Source organism: Streptomyces sp. NC-S4 (assembly GCF_054353315.1).
In genome coordinates this window covers 3,804,286-3,828,907 of record NZ_CM135937.1, presented here as the reverse complement: position 1 = coordinate 3,828,907, position 24,622 = coordinate 3,804,286, and the positions used below count along the sequence as shown (strand labels likewise).

Genomic DNA, 24,622 nt, shown 5'->3' with positions numbered 1-24,622 from the left:
CTACCGTTGGGGTCATGGAGACCTTCCCGAAGATCATCTCGGTGGACGACCACACGGTGGAGCCCCCCCATGTCTGGCGGGACCGGCTCCCGTCCAGGTACCGCGACACCGGCCCACGCATCGTCCGCGCCCCGCTCAAGGAAATGACCTTCCTCGGCGGCAAGTTCGCCCCCGTGATGGGGGCCAGGGGCGACGACGGCCCCATCGGCGACTGGTGGGTGTACGAGGACCTGCACCGGCCCCTCACCCGTCTCGACACCGCGGTCGGGTACGACCGCGACGAGATCAAACTGGAAGTCATCACCTACGAGCAGATGCGCCCCGGGTCCTTCTCGGTTCCCGACCGGCTCGCGGACATGGACGTCAACCACGTCCAGTCGGCCCTCTGCTTCCCGACCTTCCCCCGCTTCTGCGGCCAGACCTTCACCGAGGCCAAGGACCGCGAGCTGGGACTCCTCGGGGTACGGGCCTACAACGACTGGATGGTGGAGGAGTGGTGCGGCCCGGACGCCCGGGGCCGCCTCATCCCCCTCACCCTGATCCCGCTCTGGGACGCCCACCTGGCCGCCGCCGAGGTCCGCCGCAACGCCGCCCGCGGCGTGCGTGCGGTCGCGTTCTCCGAGATACCCCCGCACCTGGGCCTCCCCTCCATCCACACGGACGAGTGGGACCCCTTCCTGGAGGCGTGCAACGAGACCGGCACGGTCATCGCCATGCACATCGGCTCCTCCTCCCGCATGCCCTCCACCTCCGCCGACGCCCCGCCCGCCGTCGGCTCCACCATCACCTTCGCCAACTGCTGCTTCTCGATGGTCGACTGGCTGATGAGCGGCAAGTTCGAGCGCTTCCCCAACCTGAAGATCATGTACGCGGAGGGCCAGATCGGCTGGATCCCGTACATCCTGGAGCGCGCCGACGTGGTCTGGGAGGAGAACCGCGGCTGGGGCGGGGTCGCCGACAAGGTGCTGCGCCCGCCGTCGGAACTCTTCGCCGAGCACGTCTTCGGCTGCTTCTTCGACGACGCCTTCGGCCTGAAGAACCTCGACGCGATCGGCGTCGCGAACGTCCTCTACGAGACGGACTACCCCCACTCCGACTCCACCTGGCCGAAGTCCCGCGAGGTCGGCGAGGCCCAGATGGGACACCTGGCGCCGGACGTGGTGGACCGCATCGTGCGCGGCAACGCGATCGACCTGCTCGGGCTCACGCCCGACGGCCTGTGGGCCGGGCCGGGGGCCTGAGCCCGCGGCGTCCGGCCCGACCGGCAGACACCCCGTAGGGCGTGGCCCGCCCCCTCCACCGGCCACGCCCTACGGTCGCCCCCTCCGCCGGCCACGCCCTACGGCCGCCCCGTCCCGGCCTGCGCCCCGGCCTGCGTCCCGGTCTCGGGCAGGGTCCGCGGGCCGGCCACGGCCACGAGCAGTCCCGCCACCGCCGCCCCCGCCACCGTCAGCACCGGCAGCAGCACCCGGACGTCCACGAAGGCCACCAGGGCGGAGCCCAGCGCCAGGGCCAGTGCGTTCGGTACGAAGATCAGGGTGTTGGCCGTGGCCGCGGCACGGCCCAGCGCCGCGTCCGGGACCTCGCGCTGCACCGCCGTCAGCGCGGCGATCAGCACGCACGGCAGCCCGGCGCCGATGGCGGCGCTGCCCGCCAGGGCCACCGCGTCGTACGGCAGCGCCCGGACCCCGGCGCCGAGGGCGAACAGGGCCACGCCGGCCGCCGTGAACACCTTCTCCGGCATCCGCCGCAGCAGCGGGCCCGCCACGAGCCCGCTCAGGACCGAGCCCGCGCCCTGCACCGCGTACAGCACCCCCACGTAAGTGGGCGCGTGCCCCAGCACGTCCCCGGCGACCGCGTAGATCACCGCACCGTTCAGCCCGGCCAGGAACATCACGGCGGCGCCGGTCGCCACCAGCGCGCGCGCCGCCGGCGCCGCCCGCAGCTGCCGCCAGCCCTCCGGTATCCCCGCGGACCTCCTCTTCCCGCCGCGGATCCGCTCCCGCTCCGGCGGCTCCCCCGGCACCCGTAGCAGGGCGAAGATCCCCGCGGCCAGTGCGAAGGTCACCGCGTCGAGCAGGGCCACCGACGCCCCGCCGAAGCGGGCGAACAGGGCCGCGCCCACCAGCGGTGCGAGCAGCTTCATGCCCTCGTCGGCGGTCAGTCGCAGCCCGTTGAAGTCCCCGAGGAGCCGGTGGCCGACGGCCTGCGGGACCAGGGCCGCCTCCGCCGCCCCGTGCACCGTGCCGCAGATCCCGTACACGAGCAGCACCGCGTAGAGCAGCCACACCCGGTCCGCCGAGTCCAGCAGGGTCAGTACGGGCAGCAGCGCCGCCATCACGAGGCCGAGGGCGACCAGCAGCGGCCGCCGGGGCAGCCGGTCGGCGAGCGCCCCCAGCGCCGGTCCGGCCAGGACCGGCGCCCACATGGTGAACACGGTCAGCGCGGCGAGCGAGTCCGACCCGGTCAGCGACTTCACCCAGATCCCGGCGACCAGCCACATGGCGGTCGTGCCGAATCCCGAGACCACCACCCCGGACAGGTAGAGCCCCGCATTGCGGTCCCGCAGGACCCTTCCCATTCCTCCATCGGTCACCGGCCCAGCCTGTGTCCTAAGGCGGGGGCCGGGGATCGGGCAGACGACCTATGCGCCGCGCCCCGGGTTCCCCCGTACGGGGGAGGACGGGTTCGTGCCGGGGCCGGATCCGCGCGGGCGCCGGTTCGGTGAGGCTGGATCCAGGCGGCCGGGGGAACGGACCGCACCACCGAACCGAGCACGCCGGAGGACCCCATGTCGACCGTGAACGAGACCCTGCCGCCCACCCGGGAGCCCGGCCGGCAGCCCGCCGGCCGCCGCACCTGGCCGGGGCGCACGGCCGCCGCCGCGGCACTGGGGTACGCGGCCCCGCACTTCTGGTGGGGCGCCGGGGTCGCGGCCATGTTCCCCGGCGACTTCGCCGGGGCCCCGAAGGACAACATGGAGGCCGCCATCGGCTATTGGGGCATGGGCGCGGTGGCGGTGTTCGGCGCGGTGCTCTCCCTCGCGCTGGTCAGCCCGTGGGGCCGCCGCATCCCCGCCCTCCTGATCGCCGTACCGGCCGGCATCGCCGCGTGCGGCATGACGCTGTGGGGCTTCACCTACTTCGCGATGCAGTACCTGCTGGCCGCCGACCGGGTCGTCTCCTCGCCAGCCTTCGCGGCCAAGGACGACCACCCGCAGGCCGCCTGGGGGCTCTTCTGGTACGGCCTCTTCCTCCTCTGGGGGATCACGCTCGGCATGGCCGCCCGCCAGCGCCTGCGCGAGCGCCCGGCCCGTCGCCGGTGAGAACCCGCGACCGCAGCGGCGCACGGCCTACCATCGGGCCGTGCCCCGACTCCAGTTGCTCCGTTTCGACCACGCTCCGGCCCTGCTCGCGTTCGAGCGGGAGAACCGGGCCTACTTCGCCGCGTCGGTACCGGACCGGGGTGACCGCTACTTCGCGGACTTCGACGAGCGGCACGCCGCGCTGATGGCCGAGCAGGCCGCCGGGCTGTGCTTCTTCCACGTCCTGGTGGGCGACGGCGGTGAGGTGGTGGGCCGGGTCAACCTCGTCGACGTGGCCGACGGTTCGGCCGAGCTCGGGTACCGGATCGCCGAGCGCGCCACGGGCCGGGGCGTGGCCACGGCCGCGGTCCGGGAGGCCCGCGGGCTGGCGGTCACGGAGTACGGACTGGCCGTGCTGCGGGCGGTCACGACGCTCGACAACGCCGGCTCGCGCGCCGTGCTGGCCCGTACGGGATTCGTGGCCACCGGCGACGTCGACCTCGACGGCCGTCCGGGTCTGCGCTTCGAGTGCGACCTGCGGGCCGAAAGCCGTTGAGGGCGGGGGCCGGTAGCCGTCCTCGGCCTTGCACCCGGCCCTGCCGCCGAGGCATGCTTCGCCAGGGCAAAGCGGGAGGATGATCATGCCGGTGGACAAGCGGACCGTCGTGACGGCGGTGCTGTGCGCGGTGGCGGCCCTGGGGGCGTCCGCCGCGGTGGCCAAGCTCTCGCCGCCGCCGGAGGGGGTCCCTGCGGTACGGGCGAAGGCCGCGCCGAGCGCGTCACCGACGGGACCGTCGTCGCGCTCGCACGTGGCGAAGCCCCAGCTGTCCACGGCTCCCGGCGCCACCCTGCCGCCGGCCGTCACCCCGCCGCCCGGTGGGCCCGCCGCCTTCACCGGAGCCCTGTTCACCAACGGCCTGGACAGTGATCACTTCTGCACCGCCACCGTGGTGAGCAGCCCCGGGCGGAACCTGATCATCACCGCCGGGCACTGCCTGCTCGAAGGGGACCAGAGGGGCGGAAGCGCCGTCTTCGCCCCGGCGTACGCCAACGGGGTCGCCCCGTACGGCACATGGAAGATCGAGCAGGTCTTCGAGGACGACCGCTGGGCCGAGGGTACGGACGACGACTACGACCTCGCCTTCGCCCGTCTAGCCCCGGACGCCAAGGGCCGCACCATCGAGGACGTGACCGGCGCGGCCGTCCTCGACACCAGCGGCCGCGCGGGCGAGCAGGTGACCGTGACCGGTTACCCCGCCGACCGCAAGGTTCCCCGCACCTGCACGTCGACCGCAGTGCGCGAGAGCGCGACCCAGCAGCGCTTCGACTGCGCCGACTTCCCGGGCGGCACCAGCGGCAGCGCGTGGATCGCCGGCGACGGGAAGATCATCGGCATCCTCACGGGCGGGGACACGGACGACGTGTCGACCAGCACGGTCCTCGGTGAGTACGCGGCCTCGCTCTACGCCAAGGCCACCGGGAAGACCGCCACCGCGAAGCCCTAGTGCCCGCTAGGCCAGCAGCCCCAGGTGGACCGGTTCCGCCGGGGCGTTGGCCAGCAGTTCCGGCAGGCGCGGCGGCCACAGGGCTTCGCCCAGGGTGGCCAGGCGCTGCGGGGAGAGCCACTGCCAGTGGATGTCCGGGGCCTCCAGGACCGGCTCGCGGTGCGGGCCCGTGGTGACGAAGATGTGTTCGTGCTGGCGGACCGGGATGCCCTGGTGCGTGAAGTCGTGCTCCCAGGTGCAGAGCAGCCGTTCGGGTTCCAGGTCGGTCCAGCCGGTCTCCTCGCGCAGCTCGCGCCGCACGCACTCCTCGGGGCTCTCGCCGGGATCGATGCCGCCGCCGGGCGGCAGCCAGTGGATGCCCACCTCCACGTTGTCCTCCCGGAAGAGGAACACGGATCCGGTGGGGGACAGGATGACAACGCGCGCTGCGTGACGTGGAGTTCGCATCATCGATTCAATGTACGCCGGTGATCGGTTCCGGGGGATGGGCTTGCACCTGGCCTTTTACCGCCTTTTGCGTGCCCGCCCCGGCCTGCCCCACCCCGTCCCCGGCCCCGTCCCCGTCCCCGCCCTCGGCCCGCCCCGCTGCGTCGGCGCCGCGGTCACCGGGGCGCCGCTCCGGCACCACGGCGCGCAGGTCGCAGCCACCCGGGCTGGGAGGGACTGCTGATGTACGGTCGGAGGAATGAGCCAGCACGCCCGAGCCCGCTCCCGCCCGACCCGCAAGCCCCGTGCGACCCGCAGGACCCGCCGGGTGGCCCTCGCCGCCGTGCTGGGCCTGACGACGTTCACGGCCGGCTGGGTGTACGCGGTCCAGGACCCGGACGAGGCGGCCGCCTCCCGGCCGCAGGCCCGCGCGGACGCCCGCCCGCAGGCGGAGGACCGTGCCGCGCGTGACGCCCGGCGGGCCGCCCAGGAGGATGCCCGGCGGGCCGCGCAGCAGGCCGCTGCCGCGCAGGGGCTGACCGGTGTCAGCGAGGGGACCCGGGCCCGGATCCCGGCCGAGTCCCGGCAGCTCATCCTGGTGACGGGCAAGGCGGTGGACTCCTCGGAGTCCACGGCCGCCTTCTACACGCGCCCCGCGGTCGGCGCCGACTGGGTCCGGACCGAGAGCTGGCCGGCCCGCAACGGGGCCCACGGCTGGTCCACCGAACGCACGTACGGAGACCTGACCTCGCCGATGGGCGTCTTCGCGCTCACCGACGCGGGCGGCCTGCTGCCGAAGCCGCCCGGGACCCGGTTCCCGTACGACGAGGACAGCGGCTTCGTCCCCTCGGGCCTCGGGGTGAACGGGGAGTCCCTGGCGGGATCCTTCGACTATGTCGTCGCCATCGACTTCAACCGCAGGCCGGGCCGGTCCCCGCTGGACCCGGTCATGCCGGACGGCGAGGACAAGGGCGGCAACATCTGGTTGCACGTGGACCACGACGGGCCCTCGCAGGGGTGCGTGGGGATCCCGAGGGCGGCCATGGAGAAGGTCCTCCAGACCCTCGACCCGGCGGCGAAGCCGGTCATCGTGATGGGGCCGGAAGGCTTCTGAGCCGGGCGAGCCGGGGCCGCAGCAGCAGTCCGATGTAGGCGAGGTCGAAGAGGCTGCACAGGATCCCGAGGCCGAGGACGAACGGCGCGTCCTCCAGCACCCCGAACAGCACGGTCGGGGCGAGCGTCCCCAGCCATTTGGCGACGGCGATGGTCAGGGACTGTCCGAGCGGCCCCTGCCGGGAGGCGTACAGGGCGATGAACAGGCCGGACATCAGCAGGTTCTGCAGGAACGCCGAGTACCGGCTCGCGTCGTGCGCCCCGAAGTGCGCCAGGAATATCCACTGCACGGCGAATCCCGTACCGAACACCAGGACCGACCACGTGGCGAAGAGCGGCCGGGTCACGAACTCCGGCAGCTCGGCGCGCCCGAAGCGCAGATAGGTGTAGACGATCACCAGGTCGGCCACCGCCCACACCACGTTGACCACGCCCTGCGCGGAGATCCCGACCGAGACGTCGCGGACCGCGTAGGTCGTCTCCCAGGCGAAGTTGAGCGCGAGCGCCGCGACGGGCATCGCGTACGTCCGGTCCCGCAGCCCGACGCGGATCGCCTCCACGTACACGACCGTCCAGGCGATCCCGCTGACCAGCGTGAGTAACAGATCCACGCGCGCACCCTAGCGAGACGAGCGCGCCAGGGGAACGCCCCGGTTCGGCCAGGGGCGTGCCGCCCGGCATGTCGCACCCCTTGTCTGACGGTTCGTCAGCTACGACGATGGCCCCGCACCGATATGACGAATCGGCAGACGAAGGCGAGGCGGGCCCGTCATGGCGCGCGTATTTCCACAAGGCCGGCTGGTCTACGGGATGCAGCTCCCGGTCCAGTCGCAGAGCACCATCTACGCCGAGCCCTGGGAGGCGTCGGCCACCGCCGCCGATCTCGCCGGGATCGCACGGGCCGCCGACCGGGCCGGCTTCGGGTACGTGGCCACCTGCGACCACGTGGCCATCCCGCGGCGGCTCGCCGGCCCCATGAGCACCGTCTGGTACGACCCGGTGGCCACCCTGTCCTTCCTGGCGGGCATCACCGAGCGGGTGCGGCTGCTGAGCCACGTCGCGATCCTGGGCCTGCGGCACCCGCTGCTCAGCGCCAAGCAGTACGCCACCCTCGACCACCTCTCCGGCGGCCGGCTGATCCTCGGGGTCGGCGCCGGACACGTGCAGGAGGAGTTCGAGGTCCTCGGCGTGGACTTCGCGCGCCGCGGGGCCGTCCTCGACGAGACCCTGGACGCGCTGCGGGCGGCGCTGGGACCCGAGGAGTACCCGGAGTTCGAGGGCGAGCTGTTCTCGTTCAAGGACCTCGGCCAGCTGCCCCGGCCCGCGCAGGAGCGGATCCCCGTCTGGGTCGGCGGCTCCTCGCCCGCCGCCGTGCGCCGTGCCGCAGTCCGCGGGGACGGCTGGCTCCCGCAGGGGGACCCGCGCGAGAAGCTCCCGGCGCAGATCGCCCGGATCGGGGAGCTGCGCGAGGCGGCGGGCGTCGCCGGCCCCTTCGAGTTCGGCGCGATCACCGAGGCGCTGTACGTCGGCGAGCCGGGCTGGGACACCGGCCGCCGCACCCTCACTGGCAAGGCGGAGGCGCTCGCCGAGTCCCTGCGGGAGTACCGGGCGCTCGGCGTGGACCAGATCCAGGTGCGCTTCCGCAGTCGCGACCGCGCCGAACTCGTCGACCAGATCACCGCTTTCGGGGCCGAGGTGGCCCCCCTCCTCAACGACTAGGGGCTGACGGACCATGGGCAAGCTGGACGGGCGCGTCGTCATCATCACCGGCGCGGCACGCGGGCAGGGCGAGCAGGAGGCCCGGCTCTTCGCCGCCGAGGGGGCGCGGGTGCTCCTCGGTGACGTGCTGGACGAGCAGGGTGCGGCCGTGGCCAAGGACATCGGCGAGGACAGGGCCCGGTACGTGCGGCTGGACGTGAGCCGCGAGGAGGACTGGGCGGCCGCGGTCGCCGCGGCGAAGGAGGCCTTCGGCCCGGTCGACGGGCTGGTCAACAACGCGGGCATCCTGCGCTTCAACGAGCTGACCGCGACCCCGCTGGAGGAGTTCCAGCAGGTGGTCCAGGTCAACCAGGTGGGTGCCTTCCTCGGCATCAGGACGGTCGCCCCCGAGATCGAGGCGGCCGGCGGCGGCACCATCGTCAACACCTCTTCGTACACGGGCCTGACGGGCATGGCGTACGTCGGCACGTACGCCGCCACCAAGGCGGCGATCCTCGGCCTGACCCGCGTGGCCGCGCTGGAGCTGGCGGGCAAGGGCATCCGGGTCAACGCGATGTGCCCGGGCGCCGTGGACACCCCGATGGCCAACCCGGGCCTGCTGGACCCGGCGAACATGACCGACGAGGCCAGGGACGCCATGGCGGAGCTCTACAAGCGGGTGGTGCCGCTGGGGCGGGTGGGGCGGCCCGAGGAGATCGCGAAGCTGGCGCTCTTCCTGACCGGCGAGGACTCCTCGTACATCACCGGCCAGCCGTTCGTGATCGACGGCGGCTGGCTGGCGGGCGTCAGCATTCTCTGATGGAGCGTCAGGTATTGACGGTCCCGCCCCGGCAGTGGAACAGTCGGAGCATCGAATCTGACGGAACGTCAGAAATCAAAGGACGGTGAACCCCCTTGGAATTCGGGCTCTTTGTGCAGGGATACGTGCCTGAGGCGCGGTCCAAGGTCGACCCCGAGGCAGAGCACAAGGCGCTGATCGAGGAGACCGAGTACGTCATACAGGCGGACAAGTCCGGCTTCAAGTACGCCTGGGCCTCCGAGCACCACTTCCTGGAGGAGTACTCGCACCTGTCGGCGAACGAGGTGTTCCTCGGGTACCTCGCCCACGCCACCGAGCGCATCCACCTCGGCTCCGGCATCTTCAACCCGCTCGCCCCGGTGAACCACCCGGTGAAGGTGGCCGAGAAGGTCGCCATGCTCGACCACCTCTCCAAGGGCCGCTTCGAGTTCGGCACCGGCCGCGGCGCGGGCAGCCACGAGATCCTCGGCTTCCTGCCGGGCATCGAGGACATGAACGGCACCAAGGAGATCTGGGAGGAGACCATCGCGGAATTCCCCAAGATGTTCCTCCAGGAGGAGTACGAGGGGTTCCAGGGCAAGCACTGGTCGCTCCCCCCGCGGAAGGTCTTCCCCAAGCCGTACGGCAAGGCCCACCCGGCCATGTGGTACGCCGCCGGATCCCCGTCCTCGTACGCGATGGCGGCGAAGAAGGGCCTCGGCGTGCTGGGCTTCAGCGTGCAGAAGGTCTCCGACATGGAGTGGGTCCTCGACCAGTACAAGACGGCCATCCGGGAGGCGAAGGCCATCGGCGCCTTCGTCAACGACAACGTGATGGTCACCTCGACCGCGATCTGCGCCGAGACCCACGACAAGGCCGTCGAGATCGCCGTGGGCGCCAACATGAACCGCTTCCAGTCGCTGGTCTTCCGCTACCACGACACCTTCCCGCGGCCCGAGGCGATCCCGCAGTGGCCCGAGACCCTGCCGGAGTACAACGCGGAGATCATCGAACTGCTGATCGCGGAGGAACTGCTGATCTGCGGCGATCCGTCGGAGGTCCGGGCCCAGTGCAAGCGCTGGGAGCAGGCGGGCGCCGACCAGCTGTCCTTCGGTCTGCCGACCGGGGTCTCGCCCGAGGACACGATGACGACGATCAAGCTGATCGGCGAACACGTGATCCCGCACATCGACACGGACCCGGTCCACCGCACGACCCGCTTCCGCCAGGCCGTCTGACCCGGCGGGGAGACGGGGACGGCGTCTTCCCGGACCGCCGTCCCACACCGGCCCCGGCCGGGCGGCCACCGGCCGGGGCCACATCCAGCCACGCCGGCCACATCCAGCCTCGCCGGCGTTTGAGGCGCGGGGTGTGGGGGCGGAGCCCCACGAGACGGGCCGCAACGCGAACACAGGCAGAAGGGACGTCATGCTCGACCACCTGATCAAGGGCGCGACCGTCGTGGACGGCACCGGCGCCCCCGCCCGCGTCGCGGACGTGGGGATACGCGACGGCCGGATCGCGGTGATGGCCGCACCCGGCACCGTCACCGAAGAGGCCCGCACCAGCGAGGACGCCACCGGCCTGGTCCTCACCCCCGGGTTCATCGACCCGCACACGCACTACGACGCCCAGCTCTTCTGGGACCCGTACGCCACGCCCTCCATGAACCACGGCGTGACCACCGTCGCCGGCGGCAACTGCGGCTTCACCCTCGCCCCGCTCAACCCGGCCCGTCCCGAGGACGCCGACTACACCCGCCGCATGATGAGCAAGGTCGAGGGCATGGCCCTCAAGGCCCTCGAGGAGGGCGTCGACTGGACCTGGTCCACCTTCGGCGAGTACCTCGACGCCCTGGAGGGCCGGATCGCCGTCAACGCCGGGTTCATGGTCGGCCACTGCGCCCTGCGCCGGCACGTGATGGGCGAGGACGCCGTCGGCGGCCAGCCCACCCCCGAGCAGATGCAACAGATGCTCGACCTCTTCCACGACGCCATGAACGCCGGTGCCTGGGGCCTGTCCACCACCCAGTCCTCCACCCACTCCGACGGGTCCGGCGCCCCCGTCGCCTCCCGCCACGCCCGCCCCGCCGAGCTGATCGCGCTGTCGAAGGCGGTCGCCGAACACGAGGGCACCCAGCTGGAGGCGATCGTCGCCGGCTGCCTCGACCAGTTCTCGGACGACGAGATCGACCTCTTCGTGGAGATGAGCGCCGCCGCGGGCCGGCCCCTCAACTGGAACGTCCTCACCATCGACGCCTCCGTCCCCGAGCGGGTCCCGCGCCAGCTGATCCCCAGCGAGCGCGCCCGCAAGGCCGGCGGCCGGATCGTCGCACTGACGATGCCGATCCTCACCCCCATGAACATGTCGCTGGGGACGTTCTGCGCGCTCAACCTCATCCCCGGCTGGGGCGAGATCCTGGGCCTGCCCGTCCCCGAGCGGATCGCCAGGCTCCGTGACCCCGGCGTACGCGCCGAGATGCTGCGGCGCGCCGACAGCAAGGAGGCCGGCGTCTTCCGGCGCCTCGCCCACTTCGGGCGGTACGTCATAGGGGACACGTACAGCAAGGAGAACGAGGGCCTCTCCGGCCGGGTCGTGAACGACATCGCCGCCGAGCGCGGTCAGGACCCCTTCCAGTGCCTGGTGGAGATCTGCGCCAACGACGACCTGCGCACGGTGCTCTGGCCGATGCCCACCGACAACGACCCGGCGAGCTGGGCCCTGCGCCAGGAGACCTGGCAGCACGAGGACGTCATGCTCGGCGGCTCCGACGCGGGCGCGCACCTGGACCGGATGTGCGGGGCCCCGTACACGACCCGTTTCCTCGGGGACTGTCTGCGCGGCCGCAAGCTGGTGCCGCTGGAGCAGGCGGTACGGATGCTCACCGACGACCCGGCCCGGCTGTTCGGGCTCCGCGAGCGCGGCCGCCTCGCCGAGGGCTTCCACGCGGACCTGGTCCTCTTCGACCCGGAGCGGATCGAGGCCGGTCCCGCGACCCTGGTCCACGACCTGCCCGGGGACAGCCCCCGGCTGGACGCACGGGCCATCGGGATCGTCTCGGTACGGGTCAACGGCGTGGAGACCATCCGCGACGACGAGGTGACGGGGGCGGTCCCCGGGATCGTGCTCCGGTCGGGCCGGGACACGAGGACGGTGAGCACCCGTTGAACGCACAACCCCTCTACATCGGCGGCGAGTGGGTGGAGCCCGCGGGCGGCCACTACGACGTGGTCAACCCGGCCGACGAGACGGTGGTCGGGCTCGCCCCCGAGGCCTCCCGCGAACAGGTCGAGGACGCGGCCCGCGCCGCGGCCGAGGCCTTCGAGAGCTGGTCGCGTACGACGCCCGAGGCGCGCGCGGCGATCCTGGACCGGGCCGCGGACATCATGCAGCGGGAGTACGAGCCGTGGGCGGTGCTGGCCCGGCAGGAGACGGGCGCACCGACCGGCATCGCGCGCGGCATGCAGGTCGGGGTGGGCGTCAGCCGCTTCCGGCGGTACGCGAAGGGGGCCCTGGAACCGGTCGAGCGGGGCCTGCCCCCGCAGGTCACCGAGGCCGGCCCGATGGGGCGGGCGAGCATCCTGGGGGCGCTGGAGGTGCGCCGGCCGGTCGGCGTGGTCACCTGCATCACCTCCTACAACAACCCCTGGGCGAACCCGGCGGGCAAGGTGGCCCCGGCCCTGGCCATGGGCAACACGGTGGTGGTCAAGCCGGCGCCGCAGGACCCGCTGTCGGTGTTCAGGATGGCGGACGCCCTGCACGAGGCCGGGGTACCGGCGGGCGTGGTCAACGTGGTCGGCGGGCAGTCGGTGGAGGTCGGCGAGGCCGCGGTGGACTCGCCGTACGTGGACATGGTGTCCTTCACCGGCTCCACTGCCGTCGGGCAGCGCATCGCCGAGGTCTGCGGCCGTTCCATGAAGCGGCAGTTGATGGAACTCGGCGGCAAGGGCGCGGCGATCGTCTTCGAGGACGCGGACCTGGACGCGGCGGTGATGGGGATCGGGACGACCTTCTCCTTCTACTCCGGGCAGATCTGCACCGCCCCGACCCGGGTGATCGTCCACCGGTCCGTCCACGACCGGCTGATCGAGAAGCTGACCGGCTATCTGGCCTTCATGAAGGTCGGCGATCCGGCGGCGCCGGGCACGGTGGTGGGCCCGGTCATCTCGGCGGCGCACCGCGACCGGGTGGAGTCGTACGTCGAGCTGGGCAAGAAGGAGGGTGCCCGGATCGCGTACGGCGGCGAGCGCCCGGTGGTGGGGGACGGCCGCGGTTTCTACGTGGCTCCGACCCTGCTGGTCGACTGCACGAACGACATGCGGGTGGTCCGCGAGGAGATCTTCGGCCCGGTGGTCGTGGTCGTCCCCTTCGACGGGGACGAGGACGAGGCGGTCCGGCTGGCCGACGACAGCGACTTCGGGCTGCTGAGCTACGTGTGGTCCGGGGACTCGGCGCGCGCGTTCCGCGTGGCGCGGCGGCTGCGGGCGGGCGGGGTCGGGGTGAACACCATCGGCCGGAACATGGAGGCCCCGTTCGGCGGCTTCAAGCGCAGCGGGGTCGGCCGGGACGTGGGCTCGTACGCACTGCACGCGTACAGCGAGATGCAGTCGATCGTCTGGACGGGCTGAGGCCCGGCGGTCCGGAAGTCCGGGGTCCGGCCGGGGTGGACACCCCGGCCGGACCCCGTTCCTGCGGCTAGCCGACCCGACCGGCCTCGCCCGCCCGGCCCCAGCTGTAGCCGAGGGACGCGGCGAGTTCGCTGCTGCCCCGGTGGAGCTGGGCGAAGCCCTTCGGGTCGGACCTCGCGATCCGTTCCAGCGCGGCTGCCGCCCGGTCCTCCGGCAGGAGGCCGTCGTCGTCGGGCAGCCGCCAGTCGAAGTACAGCCGCTGCGGGGTCCCGTCCGGCGCTTCGGGGCCGTCCGGGGGCGTGAACGCGAGCCGCACCACCGTCGTGTGCGCATCGCGCCAGTCGGTTCCGACCCAGGTGGCGGCGAGGTGCCACCGTTCCAGCAGCTCCGGCCGCTCCCGCAGTCCGGCCGTGATCAGCCGGGCCGTGCTGCGGGCCGGCCAGCACCAGGAGTGGTCCCGTTCGGCGCGTTCGAGCTCGGCGTCGTAGGCGGCCGCGTCGAAGCGGAACACGGGTGGCCGGCCCGGCGCCCCGCGCCAGCCGTCCCACACCACCTCCGCGCCGTCCCGGCGGATCGTCACGTACAGCGCGCCGCAGCAGCCCTCGGTGCAGGCCGCCTCGGCGAGCTGCACCTCGCGCGGCTCGGGTCCGGCGCGCAGGCCGCCCTTGTCGATCAGGTACTCGGGAGGGTTGCCCGGGCCGTTGCCGAACAGGGAGGGCAGCAGCGGGAGCCCGTCGACGAGGATCCGGGTCTCGACGGAGTTCGAGTCCGGGGCGTCGTGGACGACGACCACCTCCCAGCGCGGGTGCGGGCCCGGTGCCGGCGCGGTGACGAAGGGCTTGCGCCCGGTGCGCCGGATCCAGTCCGCGCGGCGGCGTTCCGCCGCGGAAAGGGGCTCCGGCCCGGTGCCGGCCGTCCACGCGGGCCCGTCCAGCAGCTGCTCCAGGCCGCTGAGCAGTGCCTCCCGCCGGTGGGGCGGCCAGGGCAGCATTCGGGCGGGACCGCTGTGCAGGTCGAGGGCGGTGGACAGGAGCAGCTCGTGGAGCTGCGGGGTCGGGGGCAGTCGGTCGGCCTGCCCGAGGAAGTGCCCGTACACGGACCTCGCCGACAGATAGTCGACGATCTCGCGCCGTTGGCCCATGTCGCGGGACATCCGGTGCAGCAGGCGGCCCGCCACCGCCGCCAGTTCGGCGTCCACCGGACGGTCGCGCAGCAGCCCGTCGAGGTCGGCGGCCTCGGCGATGCGCCGGGAGAAGAGCAGGGCCTCCGGCCCGTCGGGCAGCGCGACCAGCGCGTCCCGGACGGCTTCCGCGTCGCCGGTGGCGATCGCGGCGGTGAGCGGGGTCAGCAGCCCGGACCGGTCCCGGCCGCGGATCACCAGGAGGGCGGCCGCCTGTCGGTCGAGCGGGTCGAGTGCGCTGCTCGCCACGGATCCGAGGCCGTCGAGCGTGCCGAGGGCTTTGAGACAGGGCACGTCCTCGGGTTCGCCGAGGCGGATCAGCAGGACGATGCCGATGCCGACGGCCGCCGCGGTGGTACCGGTGCGGGTCAGCTGCCGGGCGGTGCGCCGGGCGGCGTCCGCGTCGGGCAGGTCGAGCCGTGCGGTGTGCGCGTAGAGGGTGCGGTGGGTCGTCCCCAGCTCGCGGGCCCTTCGGTGGACGGCCTCGGCGGCCCGTACGGGGTCGGGGTCGGCCAGTGCGGGAGCCAGCGCGGCGGTGATCTCGGCCCGCGCCTCTTTCCAGGTCAGGTGCTTGCGGGAGGGCTCGGGCGGGAATCCGTCGGGCAGGGGGTAGCCCTTGCGCGGGACTTGCCCGTCCGGTTCGATGCCGTGCCGGAAGAGGGCGTAGTCGTACAGGGACGTCGTCCGGGGGTCGAGCGGCTCGCGCTCGTCGCGGACGCTCATCGGGCGGGGTGGGACTCGATTCCGTAGGTCATGGGCCGAGCCTGCCAGGCGGGGTCAGGACGCGTCCAACGAAAATACGGCCTCGCCGCGGACCCGGCCGTTGATCTGGAGCTGCACCAGGTGCTCGCCGGAGTGGTAGCGACGGGTGGTGATGGGCTTGAAGGAGTGGCGCTTGGTGCCGCCGAGGGTTTCGCCGGGGGCCAGGGCGCGGGTGACGAGCTTGAACACCTTGGGCGTGCGGGTGCCGTTGGCCTTCGTGTGGTGGACGACGTAGTCGATGACCAGCTGTGCCGGGAGCGGGCCGGTGTTGGTGACCGTCCAGTCGAAGACGAGGTACTCGCCGACGGCGACCCGCGGGTCGGCGACGACCGGGCCGCTCACGGTGACGGGCACCTCGGGGGAGTGGCCGAGCAGGGTCAGCGCCTCGGGCCGCCCGGCCTTGATCAGGGTGCGCAGTCCGTGGCGTACGACGCGGTCGGTGGTGGCCTCGGGATCGGCCAGCCAGCGGGCCGCGGTCTCGATCGCGAGGGCGGGGTGGTCGCGGCTGATGTCGTTGAGGTGGTTGGAGACGGAGCGGCGGACGTACTCGGACCCGTCCCGGTAGAGCGCGTCCAGCACCGGCAGGGCCGGCCGCGGGTCGGCGATGAAGGCGGGCAGCTGCGGGGCCCACGGCAGCCGGGGCCGGGTGCCCTCGCTGGCGAGGCGGCGTACGTGCGGGTCGGGGTCGGCCGTCCACTTCTGTACGACGGCCAGGGCGCGCTCCGGGTCGGCGCGCAGGAAGGGCCGCACGGCGGACTCGGCGGTGAGCCGGGAGGTGAGGTCGTGCAGCAGGTCCAGGCCGGGCTCGAAGGCCGCCAGCCCCCGGACGGCGACGGCCTCGTTGACGGGGAAGGTCATCCAGCCCTCGAAGCCGGGCCGGGCGAGGGCGGTGCGTACGACGGCCTCGAAGGCGGGCCACTCGTCGGGGAGGTCGTCGAGCACGGCGTCCCGGACGGCGGCGACCCGGCCGCTGAAGGTCAGCCCGTCGAGGGCGTCGGCGCGGGCGCGCAGGGCCGGCGAGGACCGGCGGCCGCCCGCACGGGCGAGCAGTCGGGCGAGGGTGGTGACGGTGTCCGCGCTGAGGAGCTCATCGGCCGTGGGCATGGGGCCAGTCTCGCCGATGACGCCCCGGTCCGGTGGCCGGTCGCGGGACGCCGTCGGCGGGTGCCTCGGCCGCCGCTCGTCCGCTCGTCCGCTCGGCCGCCGCTCGTCCGCTCGTCCGCTCGGCCGCCGCTCGTCCGCTTGGCCGCTGCTCGTCCGCTCGTCCGCTCGGCTGCTCCTCTACTCGTCCTTGTAGTAGTCCGTGAGGACGCAGCCCTTCACCAGGGCCGGCTCCTTGCGGTAGCCGCTCGGCGGCTTGAAGTCGGGGTGGCAGTTGAGCATGAGCAGCCCGGCCTGCGGCTGCAGCAGGGCGCTCATCGCGTCCGAGCTCTCGGACCCCATGGCGAAGTCCTGGCCCACGACGATGCCCTGGTTGGGGTTCCCGCGGCCCTTCCGCGCGTCCATTTCCGCCTTGAAGGCCGTCTGGAAGGCCTTGGGGTCCTTGATCAGGACGACGGTGGTGATGCCCCGCCTGCCGCAGTAGCCGGTCTCGGTCACCGAGAAGGCCGGGCCGAACTCGGAGTCCCCGCCCGAGTTCTCCTTGCTTTCGGGCGGGGTGGGGCTGATCGGGTCGCACGGGGTGTAGCCGTTGATGAAGCGGGCGGCCGCGGCCATGGTGCCCGCCTTGGGCAGCTTCTGGAAGGCGGTCCCGTCCTTGGGCGCGTTCCCGTTGACCCCGCCGTTCTTGGTGGGGTTCTCCAGGGTGCCCTCGTGTGCGCCGCCGTCGCCGGGGGCGCCGGTGCCGGTGCCGCCGTCCGTGCCGGTGCCGACCCCGATGACCGGTGCCGCGCCGCTCTCGCCCCCGGCGCAGGCGGTGAGCGTGAGCAGGGCGGCGACGGCCGTCGCCGATGCCATGAGTGATGCGGTGGTGCGCATGAGTGTCTTCGTCCCCCGTGCAAATGACCTTGAACGGCGGCGACTCTAGGCCGATGATCATGGCCGCGGCAAACCCGTCCGGCCCCCCGTTACCGCTGGTCACCGCAAAGTCACGACGGAAACTTTGAAATTTCGCAAAACGGACATGGCTGCGGTTTCCGCATGCCGAAAGAGCCTTGGTCGGGCCTGTCGAAGCATGGGCATGTGCCAAAGTGAACCTTGTATTAAGTGCTTGTGAACTGCCTCAGTCTCTGGATTCGAAGGCATTCGGGGGTATTGGCTTCCGGACTTCGATCGTCCATATGTGGAAAACGCACCATCTAACGTCCTGACCCATGACTCAGCTGGACGTTCGGCCTCGGGCCGGAGACACGGTAAGCGGCGTCGCCGAGGGCGACGTTCGCGGCAAGGGCCTCGGCAAGGGGTCCGTCGGACTGGTCGGAAGCGCCGTCATCGGCATCTCGACCGTCGCCCCGGTCTACTGCCTGACCTCGACCCTCGGCTCCACCGCCGGTGAGGTCGGCCTGCAGATGCCCGCGATCTTCCTCGCCGGCTTCCTCCCGATGCTCCTGGTCGCCTTCGCCTACCGCGAGCTCAACAAGGCCATGCCGGACTGCGGCACCTCCTTCACCTGGACCGTCAAGGCCTTCGGCCCGCGGATCGGCTGGATGTGCGGCTGGGGCCTGGTGATCGCCACGATCATCGTGCTCTCCAACCTCGCGGGCGTCGCCACCTCGTACTTCTGGCTGCTGGCCGGCGAGATCACGAACAACGCGTCGATCGCCGCCCTGGACGACAACAAGCCCGTCCACATCGTCACCTGCCTCACCCTGATCGCCGTCGCGACCGCCATCAGCTACCGCGGCATGACCGCCACCAAGGGCGTCCAGTACGCCCTGGTCGGCCTCCAGCTCGCCGTGCTCGCGATCTTCGTCGCCATGGCCTTCCAGAAGGCCTCCGCCGGCACCTTCGACACCGGCCTGGACTTCTCCTGGTCCTGGATGAACCCCTTCGCGGTCGAGTCCATGGCGGCCTTCACCGCCGGACTCTCGCTCTCGATCTTCATGTACTGGGGCTGGGACGCGTGCCTGGCCACCAACGAGGAGACCACCGGCTCGACGAAGACCCCCGGCCGCGCCTCGCTCATCGCGATGATCGTCCTGGTCGGCTCCTACCTGGCCACCGGCATCGCCGCCCAGATGGCCGTCGGCTCCGGCGGCGAGGGCCTCGGCCTCGCCAACGAGGAGACCTCGGGCAACGTCTTCGCCGCCCTCGCCGGCCCCGTCATGGGCCCGGTCCTCGGCATCCTGCTCTTCGTGGCCGTCCTGGCCTCCGCCGCGGCCTCCCTGCAGACCACCTTCATCCCGGTGGCCCGCACGGTCCTCGCCATGTCGACGTACGAGGCCCTGCCGCCGTCCTACGCCAAGGTCCACCCGCGCTTCAAGACCCCGGGCCGCGCCACCGTCATGGCGGGCGTCGCGACCGGCGTCTTCTACACCGTGATGACCCTGGTCAGCGAGAACGTCCTCACCGACACGATCTTCGCGCTCGGCCTGATGATCTGCTTCTACTACTCGCTGACGGCCTTCGCCTGCGTCTGGTACTTCCGCGGCGAGCTGCGCCGCTCCGCCCGCGACCTGTTCTTCAAGGGCGTCTTCCCGGTCCTGGGCGGCCTGCTGCTGGCCGCGGTCTTCTTCAAGACCCTCTACGACGCCTGGGACCCGGCCTACGGCTCCGGCTCCACGCTCCCCGGCCTCGACGTCGGCAACGTCTTCGTCATCGGCGTCGGCCTGCTGGCCCTCGGCCTGGTGATCATGTTCGTCACCGAGCGCCGCAGCCCGGCCTTCTTCCGCGGCGAGGTCCTGACGAAGTCCACCCCGTCCCTGGTGGTCGAGGACTGACCCTCCCCGCACCCCACCCGCCGAGTCATGCCCCGCGGCCCCGGATCGATTCCCCCGATCCGGGGCCGCGGCCGCTTCCGGGCCGTTCCGCTGCGCGAACCCGGGCGCGGGCGGTGACCAGGTGTGCGGCGGGGTCGTTGGACGGGGCATGAACGCCTTGAAGCGCACCCTCACCGCCCTGGTCGTCTCCGGTGGCGCCCTCGCCCTCGTACCCGCCGCCGCGCACGCCGACGAGGCACCCGAACAGGCGCCCCCGGTCGTCGAGCGGGTCGTGGACATCGTCGACCACCCGTCCCAGGCCGTACAGGACACCAAGACCGCGGTGGGCGTGACCGCCCAGGCGGCCGGATCCGCCGGCCAGGCCACGGACTCCTCCCTCAAGAGCGCCGGCACGTCCCTGACCGCCGGTCTCCCCACGACCCCGAAGGTCGGGTGACGAACCCCGGCCGAGGCCGGGCTCCCCGGCGGCGGCGCTCGTTGAGCAGGGCATGATCCTCTGGCTCCTCAACCACTTCAGCACCTTCGTCATCGCCATCCTCCTGGTCGGCGGCCTCACCGGCCTCGCCGTCGCCGGGAGCGTGGCCGCGCGCCGCCGCTACCCGCACCTGGCCCAGGGCGACCACAACGAGATGGTGGGGGTCGCGCTCGGCATGTTCGGCGCGATCTACGGCATCATCCTCGCCTTCGTCGTCGTCACCCTGTGGACGCAGGTGGAGACCACCCAGAACATCGTCGCGAGCGAGGCCACCGACCTGGCCCTCGTCGTCCGCAGCGCCGACGCCTTCCCGCCGGCCGACCGCGACCGGGTGCGGCAGGCCGTCGGCGCGTACACGCACGCCGTCGTCGAGGTGCAGTGGCCGCTGATGCGCGACGGGCAGCCGAGCTACGAGGCGACCGCCCCGCAGACGCAGGCCCTCTACAAGGCGCTCCAGGCCTACGAGCCCCGGGGCACCCGCGCCGAGACCTTCTACGCCGAAGCCGTCACCCGCCTCAACGACGTTGCCGCCCAGCGCCGCGCCCGCATCACGATGGCCGAGAGCTCGCTGCCGGTCCTGCTCCAGGTGCTGGTGTACGGGGGCGCGTTCGTGATCGTCCCGCTCACCTTCCTGTTCGGGCTGCGCAGCCTGAGGATGCAGCTGCTCTTCGTCTCGGCGGTGGCCGGACTGATCGGCTTCAGCCTGCTCCTGGTGGTGGCGCTGGACCGGCCCTTCGCGGGGGACCTGAGCGTGACCCCGGAGCCCTACAAGGAGGCGGCCCTGGCGCAGTTCTGGGCCGCCGGCTGAGCGGGGCGCGGGCTGTCGAGCCCCGCACTCCTCCACCGCCCCGGGGTCCCACGACGCCGACGGGCGGCGTACCCCGACCGTCGTGTCGGGGTACGCCGCCCAGGGGCGGGACGATGCTGCGGGAGGAGGCCCGCGCGCTCATGCCGGTTACTTCGGGTCGCGGTTGAAGGAGGCCGCCGACCAGCGGTAGCCGAGCACCGCCAGGCCGATGGCCCAGGCGACCGCGAGCCACCCGTTGTAGCCGATCTCGGTGCCGAGGAGCAGGCCGCGCAGGGTCTCGATGGCCGGCGTGAAGGGCTGGTACTGGGCGATCGGCTGGAACCAGCCCGGCATCGCCTCGACCGGGGTGAACGCGCTGGAGATGAGCGGCAGCAGGATCAGCGGCATCGCGCTGTTGCTGGCGGCCTCGGCGTTCGGGCTGGCCATGCCCATCCCGACGGCGATCCAGGTGAGCGCCAGGGCGAAGAGCGCGATCAGGCCGAACGCTGCCAGCCACTCCAGGGCCGTGGCACCGGTGGACCGGAAACCGATCGCGACGGCGACGGCGCCGACGAGGACCACGCTGGCGAGCACTTGCAGGACGCTGCCGACGACGTGCCCGACGAAGACGGAGCTGCGGTGGATCGCCATGGTGCGGAAGCGGGCGATGATGCCCTCGGACATGTCGGTGGAGACGGACACCGCGGCCCCGATGACGGTGCTGCCGATGGTCATCAGCAGGATGCCGGGGACGACGTAGGCGATGTAGTCGGCGCGGTCGGCGCCGCCCATGCCCGCGCTCATCACGTCGCCGAAGATGTAGACGAAGAGGAGCAGCAGCATGACCGGGGTGAGCAGCAGGTTCAGCGTCAGCGACGGGTAGCGCCGGGCGTGCAGGAGGTTGCGGCGCAGCATCGTGGAGCAGTCGCGCACGGCGAGGGAGAGGGAGCTCATCGGACGTTCTCCTTGGACTGGTTGGGAAGGGCGGCGGCCGGGCCGGTGAGGGCGAAGAACACGTCGTCGAGGTCGGGGGTGTGCACGGTCAGCTCGTCCGCCTCGATACCGGCGGTCTCCAGCCGGTCGAGGACCGAGCGCAGCGCGCGCTGGCTGCCGTCGCTGGGGATCTGCAGCGCCAGCGCCTCGTCGTCCCGGGACACCTCGTGCAGGGCGAGGGCCGCGGACCGGTAGGCGGCCGGGTCGGTGAAGCGGAGCCGGACGTGTCCGCCGGGGATCAGCCGCTTCAGTTCCTCGGCGGTGCCCTGGGCGGCGATCCTGCCGTCGTTGAGGACCGCGATGCGGTCGGCGAGCTGGTCGGCCTCCTCCAGGTACTGGGTGGTGAGGAAGACGGTGACGCCGCCCGTGACGAGTTCCCGGATGATCTGCCACATGTTGTGGCGGCTGCGCGGGTCGAGGCCGGTGGTGGGTTCGTCGAGGAAGATGATCCGCGGGTCGCCGACCAGCGTCATGGCGATGTCGAGGCGGCGCTTCATGCCGCCGGAGTAGCTGGCGGCGGGCTTCTTGGCGGCATCGACCAGGTCGAAGCGTTCCAGCAGTTCGCCGGCGACCCGCCGTCCCTCGCTGCGGGTGAGGTGGTGCAGGTCGGCCATGAGGAGCATGTTCTCCTCGCCGGTGATCAGGCCGTCGACGGCGGAGAACTGGCCGGTCACACCGATCGAGGCGCGCACGGCCTGCGGGTCGGCGGCCAGGTCGTGGCCGTTGATGTGGATGGCCCCGGTGCCCGGGTCCGCGCCGAGCAGGGTGGAGAGGATCTTGACGGCGGTGGTCTTCCCGGCGCCGTTCGGACCGAGCAGGGAGAAGACCGTGCCGGCGGGGACCGCCAGGTCGATGCCGTCGAGAACGAGCTTGTCGCCGTAGGACTTGCGCAGCCCGTTCGCCGCGATGGCCAGGTTGGTCATGAGGAGTGCTCCTTCGGGGGCGTTGACTGCGGGTCAGATGCTGCGGGCGGTGATGTCGCCGTAGGAGGTGGTGGCGCGGATGGTGAGAGCGGCGGCGGCGCCGTCGGTGTTGTTCAGGGCGTTGTGGATGCGGCCGTAGGCGGTGCCGGCGTCGAGGGTGGCGGAGACGCCGCGGGCGGCGCCGACGGTGATGTCACCGGCCTGGGTGGTCAGTTCCACGGTGCCGTCGACGGCCTCCGCGATCCTCAGGTCGCCCTTCTGGGTGGCGATCTGCGCGGCGCCGCCCAGGCGTCCGACGGTGATGTCCCCGGCCATCAGGGTGAGGTGGGCGCTCGCGGTCTCGTCGAGCTTGACCGTGCCCTGGGCGCTCTCGAAGGTGACGTCACCCAGGCGGCCGACCCCGCGGAACTCGGCGGCCGCGGTCCTCGCCTCGACGCGGGAGCCGGCGGGCAGCTGGACGGTGATCTCGACCGAACCCGGGTGGTTGCCCAGGACCCGGTTCTTCACCGGTGCGGCCGCGATCCGCAGCACACCGTCGCGGTACTCGGCCGTGGTCTGCTCGGCGGCCTTCACGTCACGGCCCTTGGAGGCGTCCGCCGGAAGGATCTCGACGGTGGTGTCGGCCCGGTCGGCCGCGATGAACCGGATCAGCCCGGCGGGCACGTCCAGGACGGCGGCGATCGGGGCGGCGGTGGCGAACTTCTGCATGGTGGCTTCTCCCTCATCAGCGGCTGCGCTCCGTGCGCCCCGCGGTTTCTGATGAACGAAAAGCTACGTTGCGTTCGCTGAACTGGCAACAGACTCGTTGCGCTAAATCTGCATCACTGCAGGTCAAGAGTGAGATTTCATTGCAATGGTTTCGAGCTTAATGCAACGTGCGCCACGTCGTTCGTTGCAATGGAATGGAAGTGAACGCTATAGTGGGGGGACGGAACGGACCACGAAGGAGACCGCGATGCCGGGAGGCAGGCTCAATCAGCAGGAACGCCAGCAGATCGCGCTGGGACTGGCCGACGACCTCCCCTACGCGGAGATCGCCAGGCGCCTCGACCGGCCGACCTCGACGATCTCGCGCGAGGTGATGCGCAACGGGGGCCCCAACGCCTATCGGGCCGACCTGGCCCACCGCGCCACCGAACGCCGCGCCCACCGGCGCAGTCAGGCCGCCCCCCGGGGATCGGAGGCGATCCCGCAGGCCCACGGACGCGACCCCGAAGCGGTGCGCGCGTTCGAGGACCTGTTCACCGACGTCCTCATCCAGGCGGGCACGCCCAAGATGATGGCCCGGGTGATGGCCTGCCTCTACATCACGGACACGGGCAGCCTCACCGCGTCCGAACTCGTCCAGCGGCTCCAGGTCAGCCCGGCGTCCATCTCCAAGGCGATCACGTTCCTGGAGGGCCAGGGCCTCGTCCGCAGGGAACGCGACGAACGCCGCCGCGAGCGCTACTTCGTCGACGACGACGTCTGGTACCAGGCGACGATCGCCAGCGCCCGCGCCAACACCCAGATCATAGAAACCGCACGTCAGGGCGTCGGCATCCTCGGCCCGGACACCCCGGCGGCCAACCGCCTGGAGAACATCGCCCGCTTCATGGACTTCGTCTCCGAAGGCATCACCCGCGCCGCGGAACAGGCCCGCGAGGTACTCCACGCGAAGCCGGGAACGCCTTCGGCGACGCTCCCGGGAACGGCGGGAACGGCGGGAACGGCGGGAACGCCGGGAACGCCTTCCGCGACGCCCCCGGGCGACACTCCTTAGAGGGTGCTCCGCCGATCAGGCCGTGCGGCCCGCCGCGGCCTCGATCACCTCGTCCAGCACCTCGCGGGAGCGGATCAGATCGCCGATCATCCGGTCGATCCGCTCCCGCTCCGTGGCCAGTTCGGCCACCAGTGCCGGAGTGGCGCGCACCGACGGGCCGCCGTCCTCGTCCCGCATGCAGGGCAGGATCTGCGCGATCTTCGCGCTGTGCAGGCCGGCCGCGTACAGCTCCTGGATCCGGATGACCCGGTCGACCGCCCGCTCGGAGAAGTCCCGGTGGCCGCCGGGCGTCCGGTCCGAAACGAGCAGGCCCTGCTGCTCGTAGTAGCGCAGCGAACGCTCACCGACCCCGGTGCGCGCCGCCAGTTCACCGATCCGCACTGCCCCAC

At 72.2% G+C, this 24,622-nt stretch carries 24 protein-coding genes; 14 read left to right on the top strand and 10 right to left on the bottom strand.

What is annotated here, in order from left to right:
- The first annotated feature begins 14 nt into the window (after positions 1–14).
- The gene (locus ACXNSR_RS16780; protein WP_458642810.1) at positions 15–1,241 is read left to right on the top strand and encodes an amidohydrolase family protein; all 1,227 of its coding nucleotides are present in this window, start codon (positions 15–17) and stop codon (positions 1,239–1,241) included.
- A 98-nt stretch (positions 1,242–1,339) separates the two neighbouring features.
- Here ACXNSR_RS16780 and ACXNSR_RS16775 read toward each other — a convergent pair whose 3' ends face one another.
- Complete coding sequence (locus ACXNSR_RS16775) at positions 1,340–2,581, bottom strand: MFS transporter (RefSeq protein ID WP_458643324.1); 1,242 nt, start codon at positions 2,579–2,581, stop codon at positions 1,340–1,342.
- 210 nt (positions 2,582–2,791) lie between these two features.
- Here ACXNSR_RS16775 and ACXNSR_RS16770 point away from each other — a divergent pair, with 210 nt between their 5' ends.
- The 3 genes from ACXNSR_RS16770 to ACXNSR_RS16760 all read left to right on the top strand — a co-directional run bounded on the left by ACXNSR_RS16770 (position 2,792) and on the right by ACXNSR_RS16760 (position 4,809).
- Positions 2,792–3,325, top strand: a complete 534-nt coding sequence (locus tag ACXNSR_RS16770) for a DUF3995 domain-containing protein (protein ID WP_458642809.1) — start codon at positions 2,792–2,794, stop codon at positions 3,323–3,325.
- Positions 3,326–3,365: 40 nt separating this feature from the next.
- Positions 3,366–3,860: a GNAT family N-acetyltransferase gene (locus tag ACXNSR_RS16765; RefSeq protein ID WP_458642808.1), complete on the top strand. Its 495-nt coding sequence runs from the start codon at positions 3,366–3,368 to the stop codon at positions 3,858–3,860.
- 85 nt (positions 3,861–3,945) lie between these two features.
- The gene (locus tag ACXNSR_RS16760; protein ID WP_458642807.1) at positions 3,946–4,809 is read left to right on the top strand and encodes a trypsin-like serine peptidase; all 864 of its coding nucleotides are present in this window, start codon (positions 3,946–3,948) and stop codon (positions 4,807–4,809) included.
- 6 nt (positions 4,810–4,815) lie between these two features.
- Here ACXNSR_RS16760 and ACXNSR_RS16755 read toward each other — a convergent pair whose 3' ends face one another.
- Positions 4,816–5,259, bottom strand: coding sequence for an NUDIX hydrolase (locus ACXNSR_RS16755; protein WP_458642806.1), 444 nt, complete (start codon positions 5,257–5,259; stop codon positions 4,816–4,818).
- 235 nt (positions 5,260–5,494) lie between these two features.
- Between ACXNSR_RS16755 and ACXNSR_RS16750 the strand changes: the two genes are divergently transcribed.
- Positions 5,495–6,349 (top strand): L,D-transpeptidase family protein, encoded by an 855-nt coding sequence (locus ACXNSR_RS16750; protein ID WP_458642805.1) that lies wholly within the window; start codon positions 5,495–5,497, stop codon positions 6,347–6,349.
- Here the strand turns inward: ACXNSR_RS16750 and ACXNSR_RS16745 are convergent.
- Positions 6,321–6,959: a transmembrane-type terpene cyclase gene (locus ACXNSR_RS16745; protein ID WP_458642804.1), complete on the bottom strand. Its 639-nt coding sequence runs from the start codon at positions 6,957–6,959 to the stop codon at positions 6,321–6,323. The genes ACXNSR_RS16750 and ACXNSR_RS16745 overlap by 29 nt on opposite strands.
- Positions 6,960–7,119: 160 nt before the next feature.
- Between ACXNSR_RS16745 and ACXNSR_RS16740 the strand changes: the two genes are divergently transcribed.
- From ACXNSR_RS16740 to ACXNSR_RS16720, 5 genes are all read left to right on the top strand, one after another.
- Complete coding sequence (locus ACXNSR_RS16740; protein WP_458642803.1) at positions 7,120–8,067, top strand: LLM class F420-dependent oxidoreductase; 948 nt, start codon at positions 7,120–7,122, stop codon at positions 8,065–8,067.
- A gap of 13 nt (positions 8,068–8,080) precedes the next feature.
- A complete protein-coding gene (locus tag ACXNSR_RS16735; protein WP_458642802.1) occupies positions 8,081–8,866 on the top strand; it encodes an SDR family NAD(P)-dependent oxidoreductase in 786 nt (261 codons plus the stop codon).
- A gap of 95 nt (positions 8,867–8,961) precedes the next feature.
- The gene (locus ACXNSR_RS16730; protein WP_266595391.1) at positions 8,962–10,083 is read left to right on the top strand and encodes an LLM class flavin-dependent oxidoreductase; all 1,122 of its coding nucleotides are present in this window, start codon (positions 8,962–8,964) and stop codon (positions 10,081–10,083) included.
- 190 nt (positions 10,084–10,273) lie between these two features.
- On the top strand, positions 10,274–12,013 hold the full coding sequence (locus ACXNSR_RS16725) for an N-acyl-D-amino-acid deacylase family protein (RefSeq protein ID WP_458642801.1): 1,740 nt from the start codon (positions 10,274–10,276) through the stop codon (positions 12,011–12,013).
- Positions 12,010–13,473, top strand: coding sequence for an aldehyde dehydrogenase family protein (locus tag ACXNSR_RS16720; RefSeq protein WP_458642800.1), 1,464 nt, complete (start codon positions 12,010–12,012; stop codon positions 13,471–13,473). Before ACXNSR_RS16725 ends, ACXNSR_RS16720 begins: the two co-directional genes overlap by 4 nt.
- A 67-nt stretch (positions 13,474–13,540) precedes the next feature.
- Here the strand turns inward: ACXNSR_RS16720 and ACXNSR_RS16715 are convergent, their stop codons facing one another.
- The 3 genes from ACXNSR_RS16715 to ACXNSR_RS16705 all read right to left on the bottom strand — a co-directional run bounded on the left by ACXNSR_RS16715 (position 13,541) and on the right by ACXNSR_RS16705 (position 17,392).
- Positions 13,541–15,376, bottom strand: coding sequence for a hypothetical protein (locus ACXNSR_RS16715; RefSeq protein WP_458642799.1), 1,836 nt, complete (start codon positions 15,374–15,376; stop codon positions 13,541–13,543).
- Positions 15,377–15,430: 54 nt separating this feature from the next.
- Positions 15,431–16,519 (bottom strand): DNA alkylation repair protein, encoded by a 1,089-nt coding sequence (locus tag ACXNSR_RS16710; RefSeq protein ID WP_458642798.1) that lies wholly within the window; start codon positions 16,517–16,519, stop codon positions 15,431–15,433.
- Between the two features lie 177 nt (positions 16,520–16,696).
- Positions 16,697–17,392, bottom strand: coding sequence for a hypothetical protein (locus ACXNSR_RS16705; RefSeq protein WP_458642797.1), 696 nt, complete (start codon positions 17,390–17,392; stop codon positions 16,697–16,699).
- A gap of 335 nt (positions 17,393–17,727) precedes the next feature.
- Between ACXNSR_RS16705 and ACXNSR_RS16700 the strand changes: the two genes are divergently transcribed.
- The 3 genes from ACXNSR_RS16700 (at position 17,728) to ACXNSR_RS16690 (ending at position 20,576) form a co-directional block, all read left to right on the top strand.
- The gene (locus tag ACXNSR_RS16700; protein ID WP_458642796.1) at positions 17,728–19,293 is read left to right on the top strand and encodes an APC family permease; all 1,566 of its coding nucleotides are present in this window, start codon (positions 17,728–17,730) and stop codon (positions 19,291–19,293) included.
- Between the two features lie 148 nt (positions 19,294–19,441).
- On the top strand, positions 19,442–19,729 hold the full coding sequence (locus tag ACXNSR_RS16695; RefSeq protein WP_458642795.1) for a hypothetical protein: 288 nt from the start codon (positions 19,442–19,444) through the stop codon (positions 19,727–19,729).
- A gap of 52 nt (positions 19,730–19,781) precedes the next feature.
- On the top strand, positions 19,782–20,576 hold the full coding sequence (locus ACXNSR_RS16690) for a bestrophin-like domain (protein ID WP_458642794.1): 795 nt from the start codon (positions 19,782–19,784) through the stop codon (positions 20,574–20,576).
- Between the two features lie 147 nt (positions 20,577–20,723).
- Here ACXNSR_RS16690 and ACXNSR_RS16685 read toward each other — a convergent pair whose 3' ends face one another.
- From ACXNSR_RS16685 to ACXNSR_RS16675, 3 genes are read right to left on the bottom strand one after another with little or no spacing between them, the layout of a single operon-like run.
- Positions 20,724–21,509: an ABC transporter permease gene (locus ACXNSR_RS16685; protein ID WP_458642793.1), complete on the bottom strand. Its 786-nt coding sequence runs from the start codon at positions 21,507–21,509 to the stop codon at positions 20,724–20,726.
- Positions 21,506–22,471: an ATP-binding cassette domain-containing protein gene (locus ACXNSR_RS16680; protein ID WP_458642792.1), complete on the bottom strand. Its 966-nt coding sequence runs from the start codon at positions 22,469–22,471 to the stop codon at positions 21,506–21,508. Before ACXNSR_RS16680 ends, ACXNSR_RS16685 begins: the two co-directional genes overlap by 4 nt.
- Before the next feature lie 33 nt (positions 22,472–22,504).
- The gene (locus ACXNSR_RS16675) at positions 22,505–23,179 is read right to left on the bottom strand and encodes a DUF4097 family beta strand repeat-containing protein (RefSeq protein WP_458642791.1); all 675 of its coding nucleotides are present in this window, start codon (positions 23,177–23,179) and stop codon (positions 22,505–22,507) included.
- Between the two features lie 247 nt (positions 23,180–23,426).
- Here ACXNSR_RS16675 and ACXNSR_RS16670 point away from each other — a divergent pair, with 247 nt between their 5' ends.
- Entirely contained in the window at positions 23,427–24,233 is an 807-nt protein-coding gene (locus tag ACXNSR_RS16670; protein ID WP_458642790.1) for a GbsR/MarR family transcriptional regulator, read from the top strand.
- Positions 24,234–24,248: 15 nt separating this feature from the next.
- Here ACXNSR_RS16670 and ACXNSR_RS16665 read toward each other — a convergent pair whose 3' ends face one another.
- Positions 24,249–24,614, bottom strand: coding sequence for a MerR family transcriptional regulator (locus tag ACXNSR_RS16665; protein WP_458642789.1), 366 nt, complete (start codon positions 24,612–24,614; stop codon positions 24,249–24,251).
- Between the last annotated feature and the right edge of the window lie 8 nt (positions 24,615–24,622).

Coding starts and splice junctions, on each gene's coding strand:
- ACXNSR_RS16780 (WP_458642810.1), top strand. CDS start 15: ATGGAGACCTTCCCGAAGATCATCTCGGTGGACGACCACACGGTGGAG.
- ACXNSR_RS16775 (WP_458643324.1), bottom strand. CDS start 2,581: ATGGGAAGGGTCCTGCGGGACCGCAATGCGGGGCTCTACCTGTCCGGG.
- ACXNSR_RS16770 (WP_458642809.1), top strand. CDS start 2,792: ATGTCGACCGTGAACGAGACCCTGCCGCCCACCCGGGAGCCCGGCCGG.
- ACXNSR_RS16760 (WP_458642807.1), top strand. CDS start 3,946: ATGCCGGTGGACAAGCGGACCGTCGTGACGGCGGTGCTGTGCGCGGTG.
- ACXNSR_RS16755 (WP_458642806.1), bottom strand. CDS start 5,259: ATGATGCGAACTCCACGTCACGCAGCGCGCGTTGTCATCCTGTCCCCC.
- ACXNSR_RS16750 (WP_458642805.1), top strand. CDS start 5,495: ATGAGCCAGCACGCCCGAGCCCGCTCCCGCCCGACCCGCAAGCCCCGT.
- ACXNSR_RS16740 (WP_458642803.1), top strand. CDS start 7,120: ATGGCGCGCGTATTTCCACAAGGCCGGCTGGTCTACGGGATGCAGCTC.
- ACXNSR_RS16735 (WP_458642802.1), top strand. CDS start 8,081: ATGGGCAAGCTGGACGGGCGCGTCGTCATCATCACCGGCGCGGCACGC.
- ACXNSR_RS16725 (WP_458642801.1), top strand. CDS start 10,274: ATGCTCGACCACCTGATCAAGGGCGCGACCGTCGTGGACGGCACCGGC.
- ACXNSR_RS16715 (WP_458642799.1), bottom strand. CDS start 15,376: ATGAGCGTCCGCGACGAGCGCGAGCCGCTCGACCCCCGGACGACGTCC.
- ACXNSR_RS16710 (WP_458642798.1), bottom strand. CDS start 16,519: ATGCCCACGGCCGATGAGCTCCTCAGCGCGGACACCGTCACCACCCTC.
- ACXNSR_RS16705 (WP_458642797.1), bottom strand. CDS start 17,392: ATGCGCACCACCGCATCACTCATGGCATCGGCGACGGCCGTCGCCGCC.
- ACXNSR_RS16700 (WP_458642796.1), top strand. CDS start 17,728: ATGACTCAGCTGGACGTTCGGCCTCGGGCCGGAGACACGGTAAGCGGC.
- ACXNSR_RS16695 (WP_458642795.1), top strand. CDS start 19,442: ATGAACGCCTTGAAGCGCACCCTCACCGCCCTGGTCGTCTCCGGTGGC.
- ACXNSR_RS16690 (WP_458642794.1), top strand. CDS start 19,782: ATGATCCTCTGGCTCCTCAACCACTTCAGCACCTTCGTCATCGCCATC.
- ACXNSR_RS16685 (WP_458642793.1), bottom strand. CDS start 21,509: ATGAGCTCCCTCTCCCTCGCCGTGCGCGACTGCTCCACGATGCTGCGC.
- ACXNSR_RS16680 (WP_458642792.1), bottom strand. CDS start 22,471: ATGACCAACCTGGCCATCGCGGCGAACGGGCTGCGCAAGTCCTACGGC.
- ACXNSR_RS16675 (WP_458642791.1), bottom strand. CDS start 23,179: ATGCAGAAGTTCGCCACCGCCGCCCCGATCGCCGCCGTCCTGGACGTG.
- ACXNSR_RS16670 (WP_458642790.1), top strand. CDS start 23,427: ATGCCGGGAGGCAGGCTCAATCAGCAGGAACGCCAGCAGATCGCGCTG.